The sequence below is a fragment of the Streptomyces sp. YPW6 genome (genome assembly GCF_018866325.1).
GTDB lineage: Bacteria > Actinomycetota > Actinomycetes > Streptomycetales > Streptomycetaceae > Streptomyces.
This window is the reverse complement of the sequence record NZ_CP076457.1, coordinates 793,342-812,975: the sequence shown is the minus strand read 5'-3', so window position 1 is coordinate 812,975 and position 19,634 is coordinate 793,342. Positions and strand designations below refer to the sequence as shown.

Genomic DNA, 19,634 nt, shown 5'->3' with positions numbered 1-19,634 from the left:
AATGCGGCTCTACTTGGGTGAGTCGTGGCACCCGGCGTGGCACTGGTTGCAGTTGGCTGCACTCTCCATGCCCCACAGGTCGGGGTCGATCTCGAACCCGACAGCCTTGATGGCCTTGATCGTCCGCTCCAGGACCAGCGGGCCGCCGGTCCTGGAGTCGTGCCCGTCCCGCGTCGCCTCGTCGTCGCTGAGGCATTGGACCCCGGCAGCCGTTCCCGGAAGCTCGGGGACGTGGTGGATGTACCGGCCGAAGTGCCGGTTGGTGAAGTGGTGGTACGGGATCGAGTCGAGCATGAACGAGTGCCATGCCTCGTCCACCTGCTCCGAGGGGCCCATGAGAAGGTCCGGGTTCTCACCGCACGTGACCAGGTAGGCAATGGCCTGCCCGAACTTGGCTTCCGCCAGTTCGCGGGTGTTCTCCGGGTTCCGGAGGAGAAGGGTTACCTCCCGCTCCCACACGTCCGGCGTGACGTAGTTCTTCGGATCGCGGATCACTACTGCCGTACTCATGTTGGCTTGCCTCCATGTAGTTGGATGTCCGACGTCTTTCGTTCATGCCGTCCGCCTCTGCGCCGGGGACACAGGCACGGGGCATCACGCCAGTCGCGAAGGGCTCCCCGCCCTCACCCTCGTACAGGGTTCGCGGCTCGGTCTGCTTACCGTCGGCTGTCACCCAGTAGGCGCTGATGCGGAGGGACATGCCGACCATGCTCCGGATTGACCTCGACCATCGCGGCGACGTTCGAGGCGACCCTCGGACGTCATGGCGGTGTCACTCAGAGGGCGTCAAACCGGTGTCATTCGCGGTGCTGCGTGACTAGCCTCGGACGATGACGACTACGGCCGAGCGTGACCGAGTTCCGAACGATGTACTCACCTCCGTACGCAAGTCGATGAACCTGAGCCAAGACGAGTTCGCCCGGGGGTTACGTGGCGCGGGGGAAGAACTGGGCGAACCGAACGACGCTTCCAAGCGACTCGTGCAACGCTGGGAGTCCGGGAAGACCAGGACGTGCCGCCCGCTGTACGCGCGAGCGTTGAAACAGTTCACTGGCCGCGCCCCCGAGTCGCTGGGGTTTGCGATCCCTATGACACGCGTCCGCTCAGACGGCGCAGGAGGCCACGACATGGAAGCTGGAGAAGTCGGCACGGCCAGTGCCGTCACAAGCCCGGAGCCGGAGACGCAAGGCGAGTACGCGGGGATCTGGCTGTCTCGGTACGAGTTCTACTCGTCCAGTCGCGACGAGACTTTCGACTGCAAGCACCATGTCGTGATCGTGCAGCACGGCAACAGGCTCACAGCCCAGAGTCTGCCCGGAGCGTCGACCAACCCGGACAGTCCTCTGTCCCTGGACCTGTCCGTGGACCGGAACATCATCACAGGCACGTGGACGGAACAGACGGCGGTGGACGGCTACTACCGCGGCGCCCGTTACCACGGTGCCGTCCAGCTTCTGATCGAGCCGACAGGCCGACGTATGGCAGGCAAGTGGGTCGGGTTCGGGAAGGACTTCGACGTGAACACTGGACCCTGGGAGCTTTGCCTACTCGACCGTTCCACGGGACGGGCCAGCGTCGAAAGATACTCGGCTTACCCAGAGTGAGCGGAAGGTCGGTCACGTGACCAACGCATGATCAACAGCGGCCTGAAACAGCCCGAAACAGCAGGTAAGCATGACCAACCCTGGTGGTCGAGAAGTGGGCCTCTGGCGTACGTTTCCCCAGGTCAGAAGTGAAGAATGGCGGTGCCCGAGTGGAGAGTTCAAGTCCCCCCTCGGACACCACGGTCAGCCGACCGAATGAAGCCGGTCAGAGCGAATCTTCGTCGCTCTGACCGGCTTCGTTGTCGTGCGGGGCGCGATCTGTACCTCTGCAGGGTCCTTGCACCTGTGACGGGGAGCCCGAGTAACGGGGATGTCAGCGTTGCCGAGGCCGGTCACCCCGTCCGCGTCGGCCGGCCAAGCCGCGTCGGCCGGCTCCTCGGCCTCCGGCCGGTCCACTCCCGCAGGTTGGCCGATGTCCGGGCGTGAGCCACTCGATGCGCTCGTGGCTGGGACCGGGGCCGGCGCCGGGAGTGGCCAGGCGGTTCCCGCCGTCGGGGCAAGGCGCGCAGAGCCGTACGGGGAACCGGGTGAACGCTCGGTCGCCAGCTGCCCGGAGGTCGTCAGGTGTGGGTCAGCCGTGGCTCGGGACGGGCGGTGACGACCAGGTTCGCCGTGTAAGTGCGGTTGCCGGGGTCCCAGTCGGCGCATGTGATCAGCGTCAGGACGGGGAGAGCGGCAGGCGAGTAGACGGAAGCCGAGGGGAAGCCGTCCCGTTCGTAGACGTCGAGTGCGGTGACGGTGAAGCGGGCGACGGACTTGTCACGGCGGTGGACGGTGATGCGGTCGCCCTGACGGAGGGCCCCCAGGGCATAGAAGGCCGCCGGTCCGCTGGTCGTGTCCACGTGCCCGACGAGCAGGGCGTTGCCTCGCTGGCCCGGAGTGACGGACGCGGAGTACCAGCCGGCGTGATCGCCCTCGCCGGGAAGCGCGATGCTGCCGTCCTCGGCGGTGCCGACCGTGTCCACGGCTGCGTCGAGCCCGACTGCTCGCGCGGTGATCCGCACGGGCGGGGACGGGCCGAGCACCGGCAGGTCCTGGTCCGCGTCAGGCCGGGCGGGGGTGTCGTGGGTTCGGGCCGCCGCGGGCGGCTCCGGCGGGGGCCGGCGGGGCTCCGGGGGGTGCGTGAAGGCTGCTACGGCCAGGAGGGTGATCCCGGCGGCGGCGCAGGCGGTGGCCGCCGCGGTGCACAGACCGCGACGGCCACCGAGTCGGCGGGATGCCATGGCCGAGCCGCTCAGTTCTGGCGGCCCGCGCGACGGCGCAGGAGGAAGGCTCCGCCCGCCACAGCGAGGAGAGCGGTTCCGCCTGCGGCGGCGGTGGCCGCCGTGAGCGGTGTGTCCGACGCGGCGAGCTGGGTGCCGCCCTGGCCGCCGTGGACGGGTCCGTCGGCGGACTTCTTCAGCTGCCCGCACAGCGCCGGGTTGGTGGCCTCGGCGGGCAGCTTGGGGTCGAGGTCGCTGGGGCCGAGGTTGTCGTCGTACTTGCCGTTCTTGTTGTAGTCGATGCCGTGGACGACGACGACACCGGTGCCCTCGCGCAGACTCTTGGCGGCTTCGTCGCTGAGCTTGATGGTCCGCTCGTAGTGGTAGCCGGATCCGACCGGGAACCGGTCCACGGCCAGACCCGACCCCGGACCGGTGTCACCCTTCGTGGTCAGCGACGTGCCGATGCCGCCGTAGAAGGGCACCCCGTCGGTGGTGTTGAGGAACCGCTTGCCGTTGCGGACCTTGGCCGCCGACTCCGGAGGGCAGACGCCCTTCGCCGCGATGTGGAAGTGCTGTGCGTGCGGAGCATCGGCCAGCAGGCCGCTGACCTTCATCTTCACGTGCGCCTCGTTGCCCTTGAGGTGGACCTGGGCGGTTCCGTGGCCGGTCACCTTGTTGACCTTGAACGGATCCAGCTGGGCGTGCAGCGTGATCGCGTGGTCGCGGTCGTGCTTCTGGTGCGCGTCGTCCGCGAGCGCGGGTGAGGCCAGTGCCACGGCGGGGGCGAGGACCGTCAGCGCCGTGAGAACACGGACAGTGGACTTCGACATACAGCTCTCTCCTCGGAGTTCGATGCTGGGCGGGCACGAGGGAGCGCCGTGTGCGCAGGAGCCCGCCGCCACAGAACCGACCTTCCGTCGTTCCTGGCGCACCGGCCACGGCAACGGCGCACGCCGACAGCCCGGAGCGGACCGCGGCTACGGCCGGGAGCGGCCTGTCCGGCGGGGTGCAGGCGGCGCAGCCGGTAGCAGAGAGTGACGAAACGTCTACTCGAACGGCCGCACCCGTTGGGGGAGCCGGATCCGGGGCGAGGTGCGGCGTGCCCCCAGCGCCCGGTCCGGACGCTTCGGACGTGGCTTCGCGGCGCGATCCCGTCGAGCAGGTCCGTGGTTCGCGCACCTCTCGCGAAGCTCACCGCTCACCGCCTTCCCTCGTCACGATCCGGTCTCGGCCACGGAAGGGGGTCTTGCTTTCGGCCATGTAATCGATTCCAATCATGCGTGTAATCGATTCCACGGCGTCGTGAACCGGTCCACCACCGTTCCGCCTCCAGGTTTCGAGGCGTACGGAAACCACAAGGAGGTGGTCCGGGCATGGCGAGCATCAAAGACGTCGCGGCCGAGGCGGGGGTGTCCGTCGCCACGGTCTCGCGCGTGCTGAACAGCCATCCGTCCGTCAGCGACGAGGCGCGCACCCGTGTCCTCGCTGCCGTCGAGGCGCTCGGCTACCGGCCCAACGCGGTGGCCCGCTCGCTGCGCACGGCCCAGACCCGCACCCTCGGTCTGGTCATCAGCGATGTGCTCAACCCGTACTTCACCGAGCTGGCCCGCTTCGTCGAGGAGGAGGCCCGCGCGCTCGGCTACAGCGTCATCATCGGCAACGCCGACGAGCGGCCCGAGCTCCAGGACCACCACATCCGCACGCTCATCGACCGCAGGATCGACGGGCTCCTCGTCTCGCCCGCCGACGGCGGCTCCCCGCTGATGCGGGACGTCGCCCTGGGCGGTACGCCGATGGTCTTCGTCGACCGCTGGATCCCCGGTATCGACGTGCCCGTCGTCCGGGCCGACGGTACGGGGGCGGTCAAGGACCTGGTCGCCCATCTGCACGGACTCGGCCACCGCAGGCTCGCCATCATCGCCGGGCCCGCCGCGACCACCACCGGCAACGAGCGTGTCGAGGCGTTCCGGGAGGCCATGCGGGGTCTGGGGCTCGCCCTGCCCGACGCCTACATCGGGCAGGGTGACTTCCAGGCCGCCAGCGGGCGCCGGGCCACCGAGCGGTTCCTGGCCCTGGCCGAGCCGCCCGAGGTCGTGTTCGCCGCCGACAACCTCATGGCCCTCGGCGCCCTCGACGCGATCCGGGCGCGGGGGCTGCGGGTGCCCGACGCCATCGCGCTCGCCGCCTTCGACGACATCCCGTGGTTCGTCCACACCGATCCGCCGATCACCGCCATCGCCCAGCCGACCGCCGACCTGGCACGGGCCGCCGTACGCGCGCTGGCCGACCTGATCGAAGGGCGGACCCCGCAGTCCGTCACCCTGCCCGCCCGCCTCGTCGTACGCCGCTCGTGCGGCGGGGCCGCAACGAACCAGAGGAGCGACCGGTGACCGCACCGGAGGAGCAACCGACCACCGCCCCCGACGAGTTGCTGCGCATCGAGGGTCTGCGCAAGACCTTCCCCGGCGTCGTGGCGCTCGACAACGTCGACTTCGACCTCCGCAGAGGCGAAGTGCACGTCCTGCTCGGTGAGAACGGCGCGGGCAAGAGCACGCTCATCAAGATGCTCTCCGGCGCCTACCGCCCCGACCACGGCCGCATCCTGGCCGACGGCCGCGAGGTCCGCATCGACGGTGCACAGGACGCCGAGCGGCTCGGGATCGCCACCATCTACCAGGAGTTCAACCTCGTCCCCGACCTGACGGTCGCCGAGAACATCTACCTCGGCCGCCAGCCGCGCCGCTTCGGGCTCGTCGACCACCGCCGGATGCGCCAGGACGCGGCGGAGCTGCTGCGCCGCGTCGGCGTCGACGTGCGCCCCGACGCCAAGGTCCGCGAACTGGGCATCGCCCGGCTCCAGATGGTGGAGATCGCCAAGGCGCTCAGCCTGGACGCCCGCGTCCTGATCATGGACGAGCCGACCGCCGTGCTCACCTCCGAAGAGGTCGACAAGCTCTTCGCGATCGTCCGCCGGCTCCGCGCGGACGGGGTCGGGATCGTCTTCATCACCCACCACCTGGACGAGATCGCCGCACTGGGCGACCGCGTCACCGTTCTGCGCGACGGCCGCAGCATCGACCAGGTTCCGGCCTCCACCCCCGAGGACGAACTCGTCCAGCTCATGGTCGGCCGCAGCATCGAGCAGCAGTACCCGCGCGAACGCCCGGACACGGGCGACGCGTTGCTGTCCGTGCGGGGGCTGACCCGTAACGGCGTCTTCCACGACGTCAGCTTCGACGTGCGCGCGGGCGAGGTCGTCGGCCTCGCCGGGCTCGTCGGCGCCGGGCGTACGGAGGTGGCGCGCGCGGTCTTCGGCGCGGACCCGTACGACGCCGGCACCGTCGACGTACGGGGCGAACGCCTCGCCCGGCACGACGTCCCCGCCGCCATGAGCGCCGGGATAGGCCTCGTACCGGAGGACCGCAAGGGCCAGGGGCTGGTGCTCGACGCCTCCGTGCAGGAGAACCTGGGCCTGGTCACCCTGCGCTCCGCCACGCGCTCCGGGATCGTCGACCTCAAGGGCCAGCGCACCGCCGCGGCCCGTATCGCCCAGCAGCTCGGCGTCCGCATGTCCGGCATCGGCCAGCACGTGCGCACGCTGTCCGGCGGCAACCAGCAGAAGGTCGTCATCGGCAAGTGGCTGCTGGCCGACACCCGAGTCCTCATCCTCGACGAGCCGACCCGGGGCATCGACGTCGGCGCCAAGGTCGAGATCTACCAGCTCATCAACGAACTGACCGCCTCCGGCCACGCCGTTCTGATGATCTCCAGCGATCTGCCCGAGGTGCTCGGCATGAGCGACCGCGTCCTCGTCATGGCCCAGGGCCGGCTCGCCGGGGAACTCCCCGCCGCGGAAGCCACCCAGGACGCGGTGATGGCCCTCGCCGTCTCCACCCCGCCGCCCCACGAACACCCCGCACCGAAGAACGCAGAGGAGGGCCCCCGTGGCCACTGAGACACTCAAGAGGGACACGGGCGCTGGGGGCGCCTCCGTGATACGCCGTGTCCTGCTCGACAACGGGGCGCTGAGCGCCCTGGTCGTTCTGGTGGTGGCGATGTCGCTGCTCTCCGGCGACTTCCTCACCACCCAGAACCTGTTGAACATCGGCGTCCAGGCGGCCGTCACCGCCATCCTCGCGTTCGGCGTCACCTTCGTGATCGTCGCGGCGGGCATCGACCTGTCCGTCGGCTCGGTGGCCGCTCTCTCCGCGACGGTCCTCGCCTGGTCGGCGACATCGGCGGGCGTGCCGGTGGTCCTGGCCGTGGTCCTCGCGATCGCCACCGGCATCGCCTGCGGCTTCGTGAACGGCGCCCTGATCTCGTACGGCAAACTCCCGCCGTTCATCGCGACGCTGGCCATGCTCTCGATCGCCCGCGGCCTCTCGCTCGTCATCTCGCAGGGCAGCCCGATCGCGTTCCCCGACTCCGTCTCACGGCTCGGTGACACGCTCGGCGGATGGCTTCCCGTTCCGGTCCTCGTGATGATCGCGATGGGCCTGGTCACCGCGCTGATCCTCGGCCGCACGTTCATCGGCCGCTCGATGTACGCGATCGGCGGCAACGAGGAGGCGGCCCGGCTCTCCGGTCTCCGCGTCAAGCGCCAGAAGATCGTCATCTACGCTCTGTCCGGCCTCTTCGCCGCCGTCGCGGGCATCGTCCTGGCCTCGCGCCTCGTCTCCGCCCAGCCGCAGGCCGCCCAGGGGTACGAACTCGACGCCATCGCCGCCGTCGTCATCGGCGGGGCGAGCCTGGCCGGCGGCGTCGGCAAGGCGTCCGGCACTCTCATCGGCGCGCTGATCCTCGCCGTCCTCCGCAACGGCCTCAACCTCCTCTCCGTGTCGGCGTTCTGGCAGCAGGTCGTCATCGGTGTCGTCATCGCGCTGGCCGTCTTGCTCGACACGCTGCGCCGGAAGGCCGGTTCGGGCGCGGCTCCCTCGGCGGGGACGGCGCCCGGCGCGCCGGGCGCCGGGCGCAGGGGAGCACTCAAGTTCGCCGGGGCGGCCCTCGCCGTGGCGCTCGTCGCCGGCGCCGTCTCCTACGTCAACTCCGGTTCGTCCGGCTCCACGAAGCGGATCGGCATGTCCCTCTCCACGCTCAACAACCCCTTCTTCGTGCAGATGAAGGAAGGCGCACAGGCGGAAGCGGAGAAGGCGGGCGTCGACCTCACCGTCACCGATGCCCAGAACGACGCCTCCCAGCAGGCCAACCAGCTCCAGAACTTCACCAGTTCGGGAGTATCCTCGATCATCGTCAACCCGGTGGACTCGGACGCCGTCGGGCCGGGCGTCCGCAGCGCCAACCAGGCGGACATTCCCGTGATCGCCGCCGACCGGGGCGTCAACAAGGCCGACACCGCGACCCTCGTCGCCTCCGACAACGTGGCGGGCGGCAAGCTCGCCGCCGACGCGCTGGCCGACAAGCTCGGCGGCAGGGGCAGCATCGTCATCCTCCAGGGCACGGCGGGCACCTCCGCCAGCCGCGAGCGCGGGGCCGGCTTCGCCGAAGGCCTCAAGGCGTACCCGGACATCAAGGTGGTCGCCAAGCAGCCCGCGGACTTCGACCGCACCAAGGGCCTCGACGTCATGACGAACCTGATCCAGTCGCACCCCGACGTCACGGGCGTCTTCGCCGAGAACGACGAGATGGCGCTCGGCGCGGTCAAGGCCCTCGGCGGCAAGGCCGGGAAGTCCGTCTCGGTCGTCGGATTCGACGGCACCCCGGACGGCCTGAAGGCGGTCGAGGCCGGCACGCTCTACGCGTCCGTCGCCCAACAGCCTGCCGAACTCGGGAAGATCGCGGTGCGGAACGCGGTCAAGGCCGCGCAGGACGAGAAGGTCGCGAGCACGGTGAAGGTGCCGGTGAAGGTGGTCACCCGGGAGAATGCCGCCGACTTCTCCTGAGCCGCGCTCACCGAATCCGTCCACCGGCTCCGACCGACGAAAGCAGGAAGCACCCCCATGCGCGACAACGCCCCCGACGACCGGTACGACCTGCTGGTCGTCGGGTCGGCCAACGCCGACCTGGTGATCGGCGTCGAGCGCCGCCCCGCCCCCGGCGAGACCGTCCTCGGTTCCGACCTGGCCGTCCACCCCGGCGGCAAGGGCGCCAACCAGGCCCTGGCAGCCGCCCGCCTCGGTGCGAGGACCGCTCTGCTCGCCCGGGTCGGCGACGACGACCACGGACGCCTCCTGCTGGAGACCCAGCGGGCGGCGGGCGTGCACACGGACGGCGTCCTGGTCGGCGGCGCCCCCACCGGCGTCGCTTTGATCACCGTCGACCCCTCGGGCGACAACAGCATCGTGGTCTCCCCGGGAGCCAACGGCCGTCTCACGCCCGAGGACGTCCGGGCGGCGGCCCCGCTGCTGGCCGCCGCCCGGGTGGTCTCCGTACAGCTGGAGATCCCCCTGGACACGGTGGCCGAGACGGTACGCGGCCGGGGGCCGGACACCCGGCTCGTCCTCAACCCGTCGCCGCCCGCCCCGCTCTCCGAGGAGGTGCTCGCCGCGTGCGATCCGCTGGTGGTCAACGAGCACGAGGCGCGGTACATCCTGGGCGGGGACGCGGGGGAGGGGCCGCACGACTGGGCCCCGGCTCTCCTCGCGCTGGGCCCGCGCTCGGTCGTCGTCACCCTGGGCGCCGCCGGGGCCCTGGTCGCGGACGGCCGTACGGGCTCCCTGGACCACCTCGTCAGCCCGAAGGTCGAGGCCGTCGACACGACCGGCGCCGGGGACGCGTTCACGGCGGCCCTCGCCTGGCGCCTCGGCCGCGGCGACGACCTGCGGGAGGCGGCGGCCTTCGCGGTCAGGGTGGGCGCGGCGGCGGTCACCGCCCGCGGGGCGCAGGAGTCGTTCCCGACGCTGGAGGAGGTCGACGCGCTGTGAAGAAGTCGGGCATCCTCAACCGCCACCTGGCGGGCGCGATCGCCGAACTCGGCCACGGCGACACCGTCCTGGTCTGCGACGCCGGCCTGCCGATCCCGCCCGGCCCCCGCGTCGTCGACCTGGCCTTCCGCGCCGGGACCCCGTCGTTCGCCGAGGTGCTGGACGGCCTGCTCGACGAACTGGTCGTCGAGGGCGCGACGGCCGCCGAGGAGATCCGCGACGCCAACCCGGCGGCCGCGGCGCTCCTGGACACCCACTTCCCCTGGCTGGAGTCGGTCCCGCACGACGACCTCAAGGCGCTCACGGCGACGACCCGCCTGGTGGTCCGCACGGGCGAGGCGCGGCCGTACGCGAACGTGCTGCTGCGGTGCGGGGTGTTCTTCTGACACCCGGTACGGGCAGTCGCTCCGGGCGGTGGGCGGGCCCGGCGCAACCGCCCGTCCTGCCACCGGTGTTGGGTGCTCGGATCTCGGTGCTCGTGGTGCGGTGTGCGGGGCCGGCGCCCGCACACCGCACCACGCCGAAGAAGAGCCTGACGGATAGGGGCGATCCGTGGCTGTGCTCCCCGCGATGACTCACTCCACGAACAGATTGGGTGCCCCGTCCGCGCAAGGTGAGTGCTGATGCTCCCTTCGACCGCGAACCGGGATTCCCACCCGTCCGACCTCCGTCTCCCCTCCTTCTGGCCGCGCGTACGCGAGTTCGCCGTGCCGCCCGTGATGATCGCGACGGCGACCGCCCGCCGCGAGGCCGGGGACTGGGCAGGAGCGTGCGCCGCGGCAGGCGTCGGCGTCGATCTCCAACTACGGCCCGTGGCAGGCAGCCACGGCCGGGCCCTCGCCGCCCGCATCCGGGCGGACCTGCGCCACCTGGCCCCCGACCTGCTGCGCTGGCACATGCCGAGAATTGCCCCGCACGGGCTGCTGCGCCCGGGGCTGACCATCCTCCTGGCCCGCTACGACCCACCGGAGCGCGACCGGGCGAGGCCCCTGTACCTGGTCGTCCGGACCCCGCCCGCCTGGGCGGACGCCGGGCAGCGCATCAGCCTCGCGCTGTGGGACGGGCCGCACAGCGGACCCACCGCCCGCCGTCACCTGACTGATGCACCCCGCGCGAAGCGGCCGACGTCGTCCTCGCCTTCACGTCGGGGCTCTTCCCCGCCGCTGGAGGGGTGGTCACCGGGAAGTGACGCTCCCCACCAGCTCCGCCAGAGCCCCCGCCAGCATCTCCAGGCCCGGTCCCGCAGGCCCGCCCGGCTCGGTCATGTACGTGTCGCGGCGGATCTCGATCATCAGCGCGGTGACCCGGCGGTCCGACCCGTAGTGCCGGAGAGGGACGTACGTACCGGCGAACGGGGTGTCGTGCCCGATGCCGCCACGGCCGAAACGGTCGCCGAACGCCGCCCTGGCCGCCGCGAGGAGGCCCGGCGGGGTGTGGAACGGGTCGGTGCCCAGGCAGACGGGCTGGCGAGGGCCGGTGCCGTGCAGCTCGTAGGGGAGCGGCGCGGTCGGGTACGAGTGGACGTCGATGACCACCGCCCGGCCGGCGGCGGCGATGCGTGCCTCGACCGCCTCGGTCATGGCGTCCGCGTACGGGTGGAAGTACGCCTCCAGCAGGGGAGAGGGGTCGTCCCCCGGCGGGCGGAGCTGTTCGCGGTGGGTGGTGCGGGTGTAGACCGCGCCCATGCCGACGGCGAGCATCTCCTCCCGCTCGTCCGGGAAGCGTTCGGGGTCGACGACGAGCCGGGACAGGTTGTTGACGAAGCGCCAGGGGGCGACCGGGGCGAGCGCCGCCGCGGCCGCGGCCAGTTCGGCGGTGTGGGCGTCGGTGATGTGGTCGAGCTCGCGCTCCAGGGCGGGGTCGTCCAACGTGATCCCCTGACGCACGTGGTGGGGGACGCGGCGGGATCCGTGCGGTACGTGGAGGAGGACCGGGGAGCCGGCGGCCCCGGGGATGAGGGTGAAGGGCTGCTGGAGGTCGCTCACGGGTACTCCTTCGGGTTCGTACTCCCGGCACCAGCATCCCGGACCGCCCCCGGCGGGGGCCGGGCGACCCCGCCTGTCCTGCCGGATCCTCGGCAGGACAGCCCCCGGGCGCGTGCCGTCAGGGGTCCCGGCCGGGCGCGACCGGGCCCGGGAACGGCGCTGTCCCCTCGGCCCGGGGGCCGGAGGGGACAGCGAGGCCAGGGTGCGACTACTGGCCGGAGCCGATCACCGGGTAGTGGTCGGAGAGGTTCGTGTACGTGTACTTCTTGCCCCAGCTGGACACCGTCCAGGGGGCGCTCTGCTCCTTGACCACGTCGTTCTTCCAGCCCGACGGCTTGGCGTGACCCGTGCGGTGCAGCACGTGGTCCAGGTCCTCGCGCGGGTCGTCGGGGTAGCGCTCGGACGCTATAGAGTTGTCGCGGGTGTCGAAGGAGTACGGGTGGCCCGTCCGGGAGTCCGGGGTGCTCAGGCCGGCGTCGGAGAGGAACGACGCGTACTCCGCCGAGTGTCCGTCGACGTTGAAGTCGCCCGCCACGACGACCTGTTCGGAGGCCGGGATGTTCTTCGCGTCGAGGAATGCGTCCATCTGCTTGAACTGCCGGCTGCGCATCTGCGCGGCCTCGCCCGCCGAGCAGCCGGGGTCGGTCGACTGGGCGTGGGTGCCGACGACGTGGACCCGGGCGCCGTTGACGTTCAGGACCGCGTAGGCGAAGCCCTTGTTCGAGAACCAGTCGGCCCCGCACGCGTTCTTGAAGACGAACTGCTCCTTGCGGACGATCGGCCACTTGCTGAGGATGGTGACGCCGCCGTCCTCCGGCGTGGTCGCCGAGTAGGAGCCGCCCGTCGCGTCCCAGCCGCTCTTGCTCCGGCCGACCACCGGGGTCTGGTACGGGTACTGGGCGGAGGCGTTGCGCTGCAACGCCTCGGAGGCGCCGTTGTCGAAGGCCTCCTGGATCACCACGACGTCGTTGCCCTGGAAGAACGACGTCTTCGGGATCTCGGCCGCCCGGTGGTCCTGGCCCCAGTTGGGGTAGAGCGTCTTGCTGAAGAGGAAAGCGTTGTACGAGAGCACCCGCAGCGACGGGGTCTCGGCAGCCGCCGCCTGGGGAGCGTTCGCGGCGAGGGTGACGGCGGCGAGCGCGGCGGACAGGGTGACGCCGGTGAGGCGGCGGAGCGCGGTGTTCGGCACGAGGTCTCCTGGGTCGAGTGGGGGGCTTACCGGGCGCCCCCCATCCAAGCAGCGCCAGTTACCCACGGGTAGACACCGGGTGGCACGAGTCTGTCCGATCGGCTGCCATCCGGATCCCGGCCGGTGACGCCGCCCCGGTACGCCGCCGCGAGCACGTACGTTTCCCGCCGCGTCGGCCCTCAGACGAGGACGCCGTACACGATCAGGTTGTCCACCGGGTGGCCTTCCGCGTCGAACTCCCCGTCGCAGGTGATGAGCCGCAGTGTGCTGTCCTTCGTCGGGCCGTAGACCTTCCCGGTGGGGAACGCCTGCTTGCTGACCGCTTCCTTCCCCGTGACCGTGAAGCGCAGGGTCTTCCCCGCCCCGTCGCGGACCAGTACGTCGGCGCCCCTGCGGATGTTCCTGAGGTCGTGGAAGACGGCCCGGCCGAAGCGGGTGTCGTTGTGGCCGATCAGTACCGCCGGGCCCGGTGCGCCGGGTGCGGACCCGCCGCGGTACCAGCCCGCCGTCATGCCCTTCTCCGCCGGCGGGACCTCGACCGTGCCGTCCGCGTTGAGTCCCAGCTCCATCAGGGTGCTCCGTACGCCGATCGACGGGATGGCGACCTCCGTGGGAGCCGGCCGCTCCGCCCCTCCGGTCCGGGGCGGCGCGTCCGGTCCGGGGCCCGCCTCGTCCCGCGCCGATGCGGAGGGGGCGGTGGCGCTGACCGCCGAGGGCTCGGCGGACGAGCAGCCGGCCAGGGCGAAGCAGAACGCGACGCTGGTCAGCAGGGCGGCGGCCCGCGGGAAACGGCGGGGCGGACGGGGCGACGGCACAGAAGACTCCGGGATCGGGGCGGGAGGGGGCGGCTCGCGGCGGGGAGCGGTGTGGCGCCGTCCCGTGCCGGGGCGGCGCCACAGTCGGTGTACGGGTCAGCCGTTGTGGCCGGTGACCGAACGGCGGCGCAGCACGAGCGTGCCCGCGCCCGCGAGCAGGACGGCTCCCGCCGCCGAACCGGCGAGCAGCGCGGTGCCGTTGCCCGCGCCGGCGACCGGGCGTTCACCGGCGGCGACGCCGCCGCGCGGGATCACCGCGGGGGCGGCCTGTGAGGGCGGCCTGCCCCGCCGCGGGTGCCGGGCGGTCGCCCGCCGCCACACCGCCGCGGGGTCACCGAGCGGGCGGCGTCCTCCGGGGTCTTCGCGGCGGGCTCGCTCCGCTCCGGCGACGGTGTGGCCTCGACGGGCGCCGACGGCTTCGGGGAGGCGTCGGCGAAGGCGGCGGCGGACGGGACCAGCACCGCGCCGGCCGCGACAGCGGCGAGGACGGCGGCGCGCAGGGTGGTGCGCGAGGGGACAGCGGTCATGCGGATGGCTCCATTCCATACTCGGCCCCGCGACAGTCCCGGATGCGGGTGCGCACCGGGGACGGGGCATGCCGCCAGGCTGGCGCGTGGATATGAAGAAGCTGTCAGAACGCTGTGGTCATCCCATCAGGGGCCGGACGGCGGCGGCTTCGCGCCGGGCAGCCGGAGGACGAACGTCGACCCCTCGCCCTCGGTGCTCGTCGCCTCCGCCGTGCCGCCGTGCGCCTCGACCAGCTTGCGGACGATGGCCAGCCCCAGGCCGCTGCCGCCCGTTCGGCGGCTGCGGGACTTCTCGGCGCGCCAGAACCGGTCGAAGACATGGGCGAGATCGTCCGCGGGGATACCCGATCCGGTGTCCGCCACCTCGATCACCACCGAAGCGTCGCCGGGCTCGGAGACGTACGGCCTGAAGGCACCGGGCCCGGAGCCGCCCGGCCCGGAGCCGCCCGGCTCTGAGGCGCCGGACTCGGAGACGCCCGGCCCCGAGGCGCCCGGCCCGGGGGTGCTCTGCGCCGACCCGCCCTGCCCGGAGGGGCCCGACTGCGAGGCGTCGTCCTGCCCGGAGCGGTCCGGCTCCGGGGTGCCCGGCCCGGACACGTACGCGTGCAGCGTCACCCGCCCGCCCCGCGGTGTGTGCCGTACGGCGTTGGACACCAGGTTCCCCACCGCCTGCCGCAGCCGCACCGGGTCCGCGCTCAGGGCCGGACCGGGGCCGGCCGCGCTCGGGGCGGTCGCCGTGACGGTGAGCGTCACACCCGCGTTCTCCGCCCGCGCCTGGTGCGCGGCGGCGACCTGGCCCAGCAGCTCCCGGACGTCGACGGGCTCCGGATGCAGGCGCAGGGCCCCGGCGTCGGCCGCCGCCAGGTCCTGGAGGTCGTCGATGATGTGCTGGAGCAGCACGGCCTCCTCCAGCAGCGAGGAGACGAACGCCGGGTCGGGGTCGGCGAGTCCGTCCTGGGCGGCCTCCAGCCAGCCCCGGATGTTGCTCAGCGGGGTGCGCAGCTCATGGGCGACATCGCTCACCATCGCCTTGCGCTGCTCCTCCAGCCGCGCCCGATGGGCCGACATGTCGTTGAACGCCGCGGCCAGCCGCCCGACCTCGTCGTCCCCCGACACGGGCACCGACGCCGGCTGCTCCCCGTCCCGCATCCGCTGCGCGGCTCCGGTCAGCGCGTGCAGCGGGCGTACCAGGCGGGCTCCCGCGAACACCGACGCGCCAACTGTGAGCGCCAGCACGAGCGCCGCGGCTCCCACGATCCTGGCGGTGTTCGCGGGGGACAGCTCGAAGCCGGGCAGCGTCGCGCCGCCCTCGTCACCGATGAAGAGGAGGGCGGGGGAGGCGACGTACGAACTGAGCTGCTCGCTCCGGGCCGAGCCCACACAGGACGCGATGGCCCGGTCGTCCTCCCCGGTCCGCTCCGGCACCTCGACCGGCGGGGCTGCCTGCTCCGCCTGGGCGTCGCGCGGCGCGGGCACCGGCCGCGGCGCGACCGCCCCGGGCTCGCCCGGCACGGCCACCGGGACCGGGTCGCCCCAGGACAGATCGCTGTTCAGCCGTACGCCCTCGCGGCCCTGGCGCTCCAGGCAGGCGTCCGCCAGCCCGGTCAGAGCGTCGAGCGCCTTGCGTTCCGAGGGGGTGGGCTCGTCCAGGGCCGCGAGATCGCAGCGGGTGCCGAGCGCGCGTTCGGGGTCGTTGCCCACGATCTGCACCCGGGGACGGCCGCTCGCGCCGACCACCACGTCCGCGGCGATCCCCGCCCGGCTCAGGCACGCCACCTTGTCGTCCGCCGCCCGCCGCAACGCCCGGCTGTCGGCCGCCGAGAGCCGGAAGGGACCCACCGCCCGCGGGTCGATCCGGTCGGCGCCCGTCCCCTGCCCGTCCGCGCCGCGCGCCGCCAGGACGGTGTCCACGGACAACGGGTCGACCACGGCCGACGCCTGCGGCGGCAGTGCCGGGGAGGTCTTCCCCGTGGCCGAGTCCGCGAGCGGCCGCCTGCCCTGCGTGGTCAGGGCGACCCTGCGGCCCGACTCCCGCGCCAGCTTCCGGACCGTCGCGCCGACCCCGTCCCAGCTCGGGTTGCGGGCGGCGTACTCCAGCAGGGTGTCGTAGATCCTGGCGTCCGCGGCGAGGTTGCGGCCCTGCTCCTGCCTGATCGCGCCCGAGGTGGTCTGTACGGCGATCCAGGCGGTGGCCGCCACCGAACACGCGGCCACCAGCGCCGAGACCGCGAGCAGCCGGCCCAGCAGGCTCCGCCGCAGCGGCAGCCGCGCCCGGTCCGGCCGGCGGAGCGGCGGTCCCGTCCGGACCGGCTCGCGCGGCGGCCGCCGCGCCCCGTCCGGCCTCTGCCGTCGGCCGCCGTGCCCGCGTGCCCTACGCACGCCGGGCCGCGGCCTTCGCGGGGTCGGTGAGCTTGTAGCCGACGCCGAAGACGGTGAGCAGCCGTTCCGGCCGCCGAGGGGCCCGCTCGATCTTCTTGCGCAGGTTCATGACGTGGACGTCGACGGTCCGGGCACTGATGTAGCGGTCGAACCCGTGGAGTTCCTCCAGGAGCCGCTGCCGGCTGAACACCCGGTCCGGTCCGGCCGCCAGGGCCGCCAGGATCCGGAACTCGCCCGGGGTGCACTCCACCGTCCGGCCGCCCACCGACACCTCGTGCCGTTCCGGGTCGACCACCAGGGAGCCGACGCGCAGCACCGGATCCCCGGCCACCGGCTCCGGGCCGCCGGGCCGCCGGGTGCGCCGCAGCAGGGTGCGGACCCGGGCCATCAGCTCGCGCGGGCTGTAGGGCTTGGTCATGTAGTCGTCGGCGCCGAGGTCGAGACCCAGCAGGAGATCGTCCTCGGTCGACCGCGCGGTCAGCATGAGCACGGGCAGCCCGCGGTTCTCGGACCGCAGCACCCGCACCACGTCCAGCCCGTCGGCCCGCGGCATCATCACATCGAGGACGAGCAGGTCGGGTTCCCGGTGCCGGACGGCGTCGAGCACGGCGAGGCCGTCGCCCACGACCCGTACCGCGTGTCCTTCCCGTTCCAGATAGCGCCGTACGAGCTCGGCCTGCTTCTCGTCGTCCTCCGCGACCATGACGTCTGCGCACACGCCCCCGATCGTAGAGCGGCGCGACTACAGTGCGAGGCCGGGGCGGGTTCCGGTCCACGGAAGCCGGGAAGGGAACCGGAGTGTCCACCCGCGCGAAGGGCGGCCGCACCGGCGGAAGGAGACGGGTTGAGCAGCCTCGGTACCGACGGCGGCGGAACGGCGCGGAACGCGGCGTACAACACGGTGTCCGGGGACGCCGTCATCGTCGGGCCCGTCCTGATGGCGCAGCACATCGAGGGCATCCGGTTGCCCGCGCCCCCGCCGGACGTCCCGCCGCGCCAGGGGCCCCTGCCCAGCCGGGTGTTCGTCAACCGGACACAGGAGCTGGCCGATCTGCGGGACGCGGCGCTGTCCCTGGCCGCCGGACCGGAGCCGGGTGTCGTGCTGGTGGTCGGGGTGGGCGGGGTCGGCAAGACGCAGCTCGTCGCCCAGGCCGTCCGGCGTGAGCTGCACCGGTCCTTTCCCGACGGCCGGCTCCACGTCGACCTGGCGGACCACCGCCGGGACGGAGCGGTCGACCTCGCCGCGGTGCTCGGGGAGTTCCTGCGCGCGCTGCGGGTCCACCAGGACTACCTGCCCGGCGGACTCGCGGAACGGACGGCGCTCTTCCGTAGCGTCGCCGCCAGGCTGCACCTTCTGGTGACGGTGGACGACGTCCAGCACGCCCCGGAGGTGAGGGCCCTCATGCCGCCGCGGGGGCTGCTCGTGGCGACCGGGCGCCGGGTCCTGCCGTCGCTGCTGATGGACGGGGCCGTACTCATCGACGTCGCCCCGCTGGACGAGGCGGCGGGGACGGAGCTCGTACGCCGTTGGCATGCCGGCGCGGACGAGGGGACGGCCGCCGATGTCGTACGGCTGTGCGCAGGGCACCCGTTGGCGCTGCGGGCGGCGCTGGAGTGGCTGGCGGCCCGGCCGCAGCTGACCCTCGACGACGTGGTGCGTGATCTGACGGCCGGGCGGTACGGAGCGGGCGAGGACGGCCTGCCGGGAGCGATGGCGGTGGCCGTGGGCGCGGGCGGAGGGACGGAGGAGGAGGGCGTGGGCGAGGCCGTCGACGCGGTGCTGGACTCGGTGGTGGCGGGGGTGGCCGCTCACACCCGCCACCTCTACGACCTCCTGGGCGTCCTGCCCGGTACGACGGCCACGGCCGATCTGCTGACGGCCGTCGGCGCCACCCGGGTCGACGAGGGCCTCGGCGAGCTCCTCTCCTGCCGGCTCGCGGTGCTGGTGGAGTCGTCGGACCGGCCGCGCCGCTACCGCCTGCACGACGTGGTGCGGGCCCATGCCCGGCTGCGCGCACGGATGTTGCCCGAGGAGCGGCGCCGGTCCGTTCTGCGGCGCGTCGTGGACTTCTACGCCGACGCGGCGGCCCACGGGGATCAGCTGGTGCTGGGTGACCGGTTCCGGATCCAGCCGCCGCCGGACCGTACGCTCGGTGAACTCGCCTTCCGGGAAGCCCTGTTCACCGGCCGGGCCGAGGCCCTGGAGTGGCTCGACGCGGAACGCCCCAACCTCCGGGCGGCCGTCCGGGTCGCCGCCGACGAAGGCCGGCACGAGGAGGTGTGGCGGCTCTGCGAGTCGCTGTGGGCGCTCTACCACAGCCGTAAACACCTCGCGGACTGTATCGAGTCGGGCCTTCTCGGCATCGAGGCGGCCCAGCACCAGGCGCGTCCGGACGTCGAGATCCGGATGCGGAACCAGGTCGCGCGGGCCGCCTACGAGCTGGGCGACCTCGACCGTGCGGAGTCCCAGCTCGACGCCGCGGCCGTCCTGTTGGGTCCGGCCGTCGACCCGCGGCTGAGCGGGGTCGTCCAGGAGAGCCGCGGGCTCATCGCCCTGGCGCGCGGCCGGGCGGAGGAGTCGCCCGGAGCGGCGCGCCGGCGGGCCGAGGAGGCACGGCAGCTCTTCGAACGCGCGCTGGCGGCCAACCGCGCCGTCCCCGACCCGCACGGCATCGTCGTGCAGAGCTACAACGTCGCCCAGGCGCTGGTGGCGGGGGAGCGGTGGGCCGACGCCCTCGATGTGCTGGACGAGGCGGCCGAGACCGCCCGCACCGCCGGCGACGCACCGATGCTGCCCCGGATCGACCTCGTACGGGCCCACGCCTTCGCCGGGTCCGGCTCGCTGGACCGGGCGGTCGCCGCGGCGGGCACGGCGGCCGACGCGGCGGCCGGGCTCAAACAGTTCGCCAAGCTCGACCAGGCGCTCGACCTGCTCACCGCACTGGCCGACCGGGCCGAGGACCGGCCGCTGCGGGACGCCTGCGAGGAGAAGCTCAGCGCGTTGCGGCGTTCCATGGGGCTCAGGCCGCCGGCCGCGCCGACGGCCTGA

General features: G+C 72.8%; 17 protein-coding genes and 1 pseudogene. 8 read left to right on the top strand and 10 right to left on the bottom strand.

The window, feature by feature from the left end; translation table 11 throughout:
- Positions 1-9: 9 nt before the first annotated feature.
- A complete protein-coding gene (locus tag KME66_RS03625; protein WP_236726487.1) occupies positions 10-510 on the bottom strand; it encodes a hypothetical protein in 501 nt (166 codons plus the stop codon).
- Between the two features lie 320 nt (positions 511-830).
- Between KME66_RS03625 and KME66_RS03620 the strand changes: the two genes are divergently transcribed.
- On the top strand, positions 831-1,604 hold the full coding sequence (locus KME66_RS03620; RefSeq protein ID WP_216318840.1) for a DNA-binding transcriptional regulator: 774 nt from the start codon (positions 831-833) through the stop codon (positions 1,602-1,604).
- Positions 1,605-2,164: 560 nt separating this feature from the next.
- On the opposite strand, the gene KME66_RS03615 is transcribed toward KME66_RS03620, so the two are convergent.
- Positions 2,165-2,827, bottom strand: a complete 663-nt coding sequence (locus KME66_RS03615) for a sortase (RefSeq protein WP_216318838.1) — start codon at positions 2,825-2,827, stop codon at positions 2,165-2,167.
- 11 nt (positions 2,828-2,838) lie between these two features.
- Entirely contained in the window at positions 2,839-3,639 is an 801-nt protein-coding gene (locus KME66_RS03610; protein WP_216318835.1) for a hypothetical protein, read from the bottom strand.
- Positions 3,640-4,182: 543 nt separating this feature from the next.
- On the opposite strand from KME66_RS03610, the gene KME66_RS03605 reads away from it, so the two are divergent.
- From KME66_RS03605 to KME66_RS33810, 6 genes and pseudogenes are all read left to right on the top strand, one after another.
- Entirely contained in the window at positions 4,183-5,199 is a 1,017-nt protein-coding gene (locus tag KME66_RS03605; protein WP_216318831.1) for a LacI family DNA-binding transcriptional regulator, read from the top strand.
- On the top strand, positions 5,196-6,764 hold the full coding sequence (locus KME66_RS03600; RefSeq protein ID WP_073226758.1) for a sugar ABC transporter ATP-binding protein: 1,569 nt from the start codon (positions 5,196-5,198) through the stop codon (positions 6,762-6,764). The genes KME66_RS03605 and KME66_RS03600 overlap by 4 nt, the downstream gene beginning before the upstream one ends.
- Entirely contained in the window at positions 6,754-8,709 is a 1,956-nt protein-coding gene (locus tag KME66_RS03595; protein ID WP_216318828.1) for a substrate-binding domain-containing protein, read from the top strand. The genes KME66_RS03600 and KME66_RS03595 overlap by 11 nt, the downstream gene beginning before the upstream one ends.
- Positions 8,710-8,766: 57 nt before the next feature.
- Entirely contained in the window at positions 8,767-9,690 is a 924-nt protein-coding gene (locus KME66_RS03590; RefSeq protein WP_216318825.1) for a ribokinase, read from the top strand.
- Positions 9,687-10,076 (top strand): D-ribose pyranase, encoded by a 390-nt coding sequence (gene rbsD / locus KME66_RS03585; RefSeq protein ID WP_216318821.1) that lies wholly within the window; start codon positions 9,687-9,689, stop codon positions 10,074-10,076. The genes KME66_RS03590 and rbsD overlap by 4 nt, the downstream gene beginning before the upstream one ends.
- Before the next feature lie 237 nt (positions 10,077-10,313).
- Positions 10,314-10,754 (top strand): annotated as a pseudogene (locus tag KME66_RS33810) (hypothetical protein); the annotation flags it as partial.
- Between the two features lie 111 nt (positions 10,755-10,865).
- Here KME66_RS33810 and KME66_RS03580 read toward each other — a convergent pair.
- The 7 genes from KME66_RS03580 to KME66_RS03555 all read right to left on the bottom strand — a co-directional run bounded on the left by KME66_RS03580 (position 10,866) and on the right by KME66_RS03555 (position 17,288).
- On the bottom strand, positions 10,866-11,675 hold the full coding sequence (locus KME66_RS03580) for an N-formylglutamate amidohydrolase (RefSeq protein WP_216318819.1): 810 nt from the start codon (positions 11,673-11,675) through the stop codon (positions 10,866-10,868).
- A gap of 208 nt (positions 11,676-11,883) precedes the next feature.
- A complete protein-coding gene (gene sph, locus KME66_RS03575; protein WP_216318816.1) occupies positions 11,884-12,864 on the bottom strand; it encodes a sphingomyelin phosphodiesterase in 981 nt (326 codons plus the stop codon).
- Positions 12,865-13,043: 179 nt separating this feature from the next.
- Positions 13,044-13,679, bottom strand: coding sequence for a class F sortase (locus KME66_RS03570; RefSeq protein ID WP_216318813.1), 636 nt, complete (start codon positions 13,677-13,679; stop codon positions 13,044-13,046).
- A 96-nt stretch (positions 13,680-13,775) separates the two neighbouring features.
- On the bottom strand, positions 13,776-13,934 hold the full coding sequence (locus KME66_RS33805; protein WP_253208225.1) for a hypothetical protein: 159 nt from the start codon (positions 13,932-13,934) through the stop codon (positions 13,776-13,778).
- Positions 13,931-14,206 carry a hypothetical protein gene (locus KME66_RS33800; RefSeq protein ID WP_253208224.1) on the bottom strand — a complete coding sequence of 92 codons (276 nt, stop codon included), beginning with the start codon at positions 14,204-14,206 and terminating at the stop codon, positions 13,931-13,933. Before KME66_RS33800 ends, KME66_RS33805 begins: the two co-directional genes overlap by 4 nt.
- Before the next feature lie 126 nt (positions 14,207-14,332).
- A complete protein-coding gene (locus tag KME66_RS03560; RefSeq protein ID WP_253208561.1) occupies positions 14,333-16,465 on the bottom strand; it encodes a cell wall metabolism sensor histidine kinase WalK in 2,133 nt (710 codons plus the stop codon).
- Positions 16,466-16,577: 112 nt separating this feature from the next.
- Complete coding sequence (locus KME66_RS03555) at positions 16,578-17,288, bottom strand: response regulator transcription factor (protein WP_216329065.1); 711 nt, start codon at positions 17,286-17,288, stop codon at positions 16,578-16,580.
- Positions 17,289-17,429: 141 nt separating this feature from the next.
- Between KME66_RS03555 and KME66_RS03550 the strand changes: the two genes are divergently transcribed.
- The gene (locus tag KME66_RS03550) at positions 17,430-19,634 is read left to right on the top strand and encodes a regulator (RefSeq protein ID WP_216318810.1); all 2,205 of its coding nucleotides are present in this window, start codon (positions 17,430-17,432) and stop codon (positions 19,632-19,634) included.

Coding starts and splice junctions, on each gene's coding strand:
- KME66_RS03605 (WP_216318831.1), top strand. CDS start 4,183: ATGGCGAGCATCAAAGACGTCGCGGCCGAGGCGGGGGTGTCCGTCGCC.
- KME66_RS03555 (WP_216329065.1), bottom strand. CDS start 17,288: ATGGTCGCGGAGGACGACGAGAAGCAGGCCGAGCTCGTACGGCGCTAT.
- KME66_RS03620 (WP_216318840.1), top strand. CDS start 831: ATGACGACTACGGCCGAGCGTGACCGAGTTCCGAACGATGTACTCACC.
- KME66_RS03610 (WP_216318835.1), bottom strand. CDS start 3,639: ATGTCGAAGTCCACTGTCCGTGTTCTCACGGCGCTGACGGTCCTCGCC.
- KME66_RS03625 (WP_236726487.1), bottom strand. CDS start 510: ATGAGTACGGCAGTAGTGATCCGCGATCCGAAGAACTACGTCACGCCG.
- KME66_RS33800 (WP_253208224.1), bottom strand. CDS start 14,206: ATGACCGCTGTCCCCTCGCGCACCACCCTGCGCGCCGCCGTCCTCGCC.
- KME66_RS03590 (WP_216318825.1), top strand. CDS start 8,767: ATGCGCGACAACGCCCCCGACGACCGGTACGACCTGCTGGTCGTCGGG.
- KME66_RS03615 (WP_216318838.1), bottom strand. CDS start 2,827: ATGGCATCCCGCCGACTCGGTGGCCGTCGCGGTCTGTGCACCGCGGCG.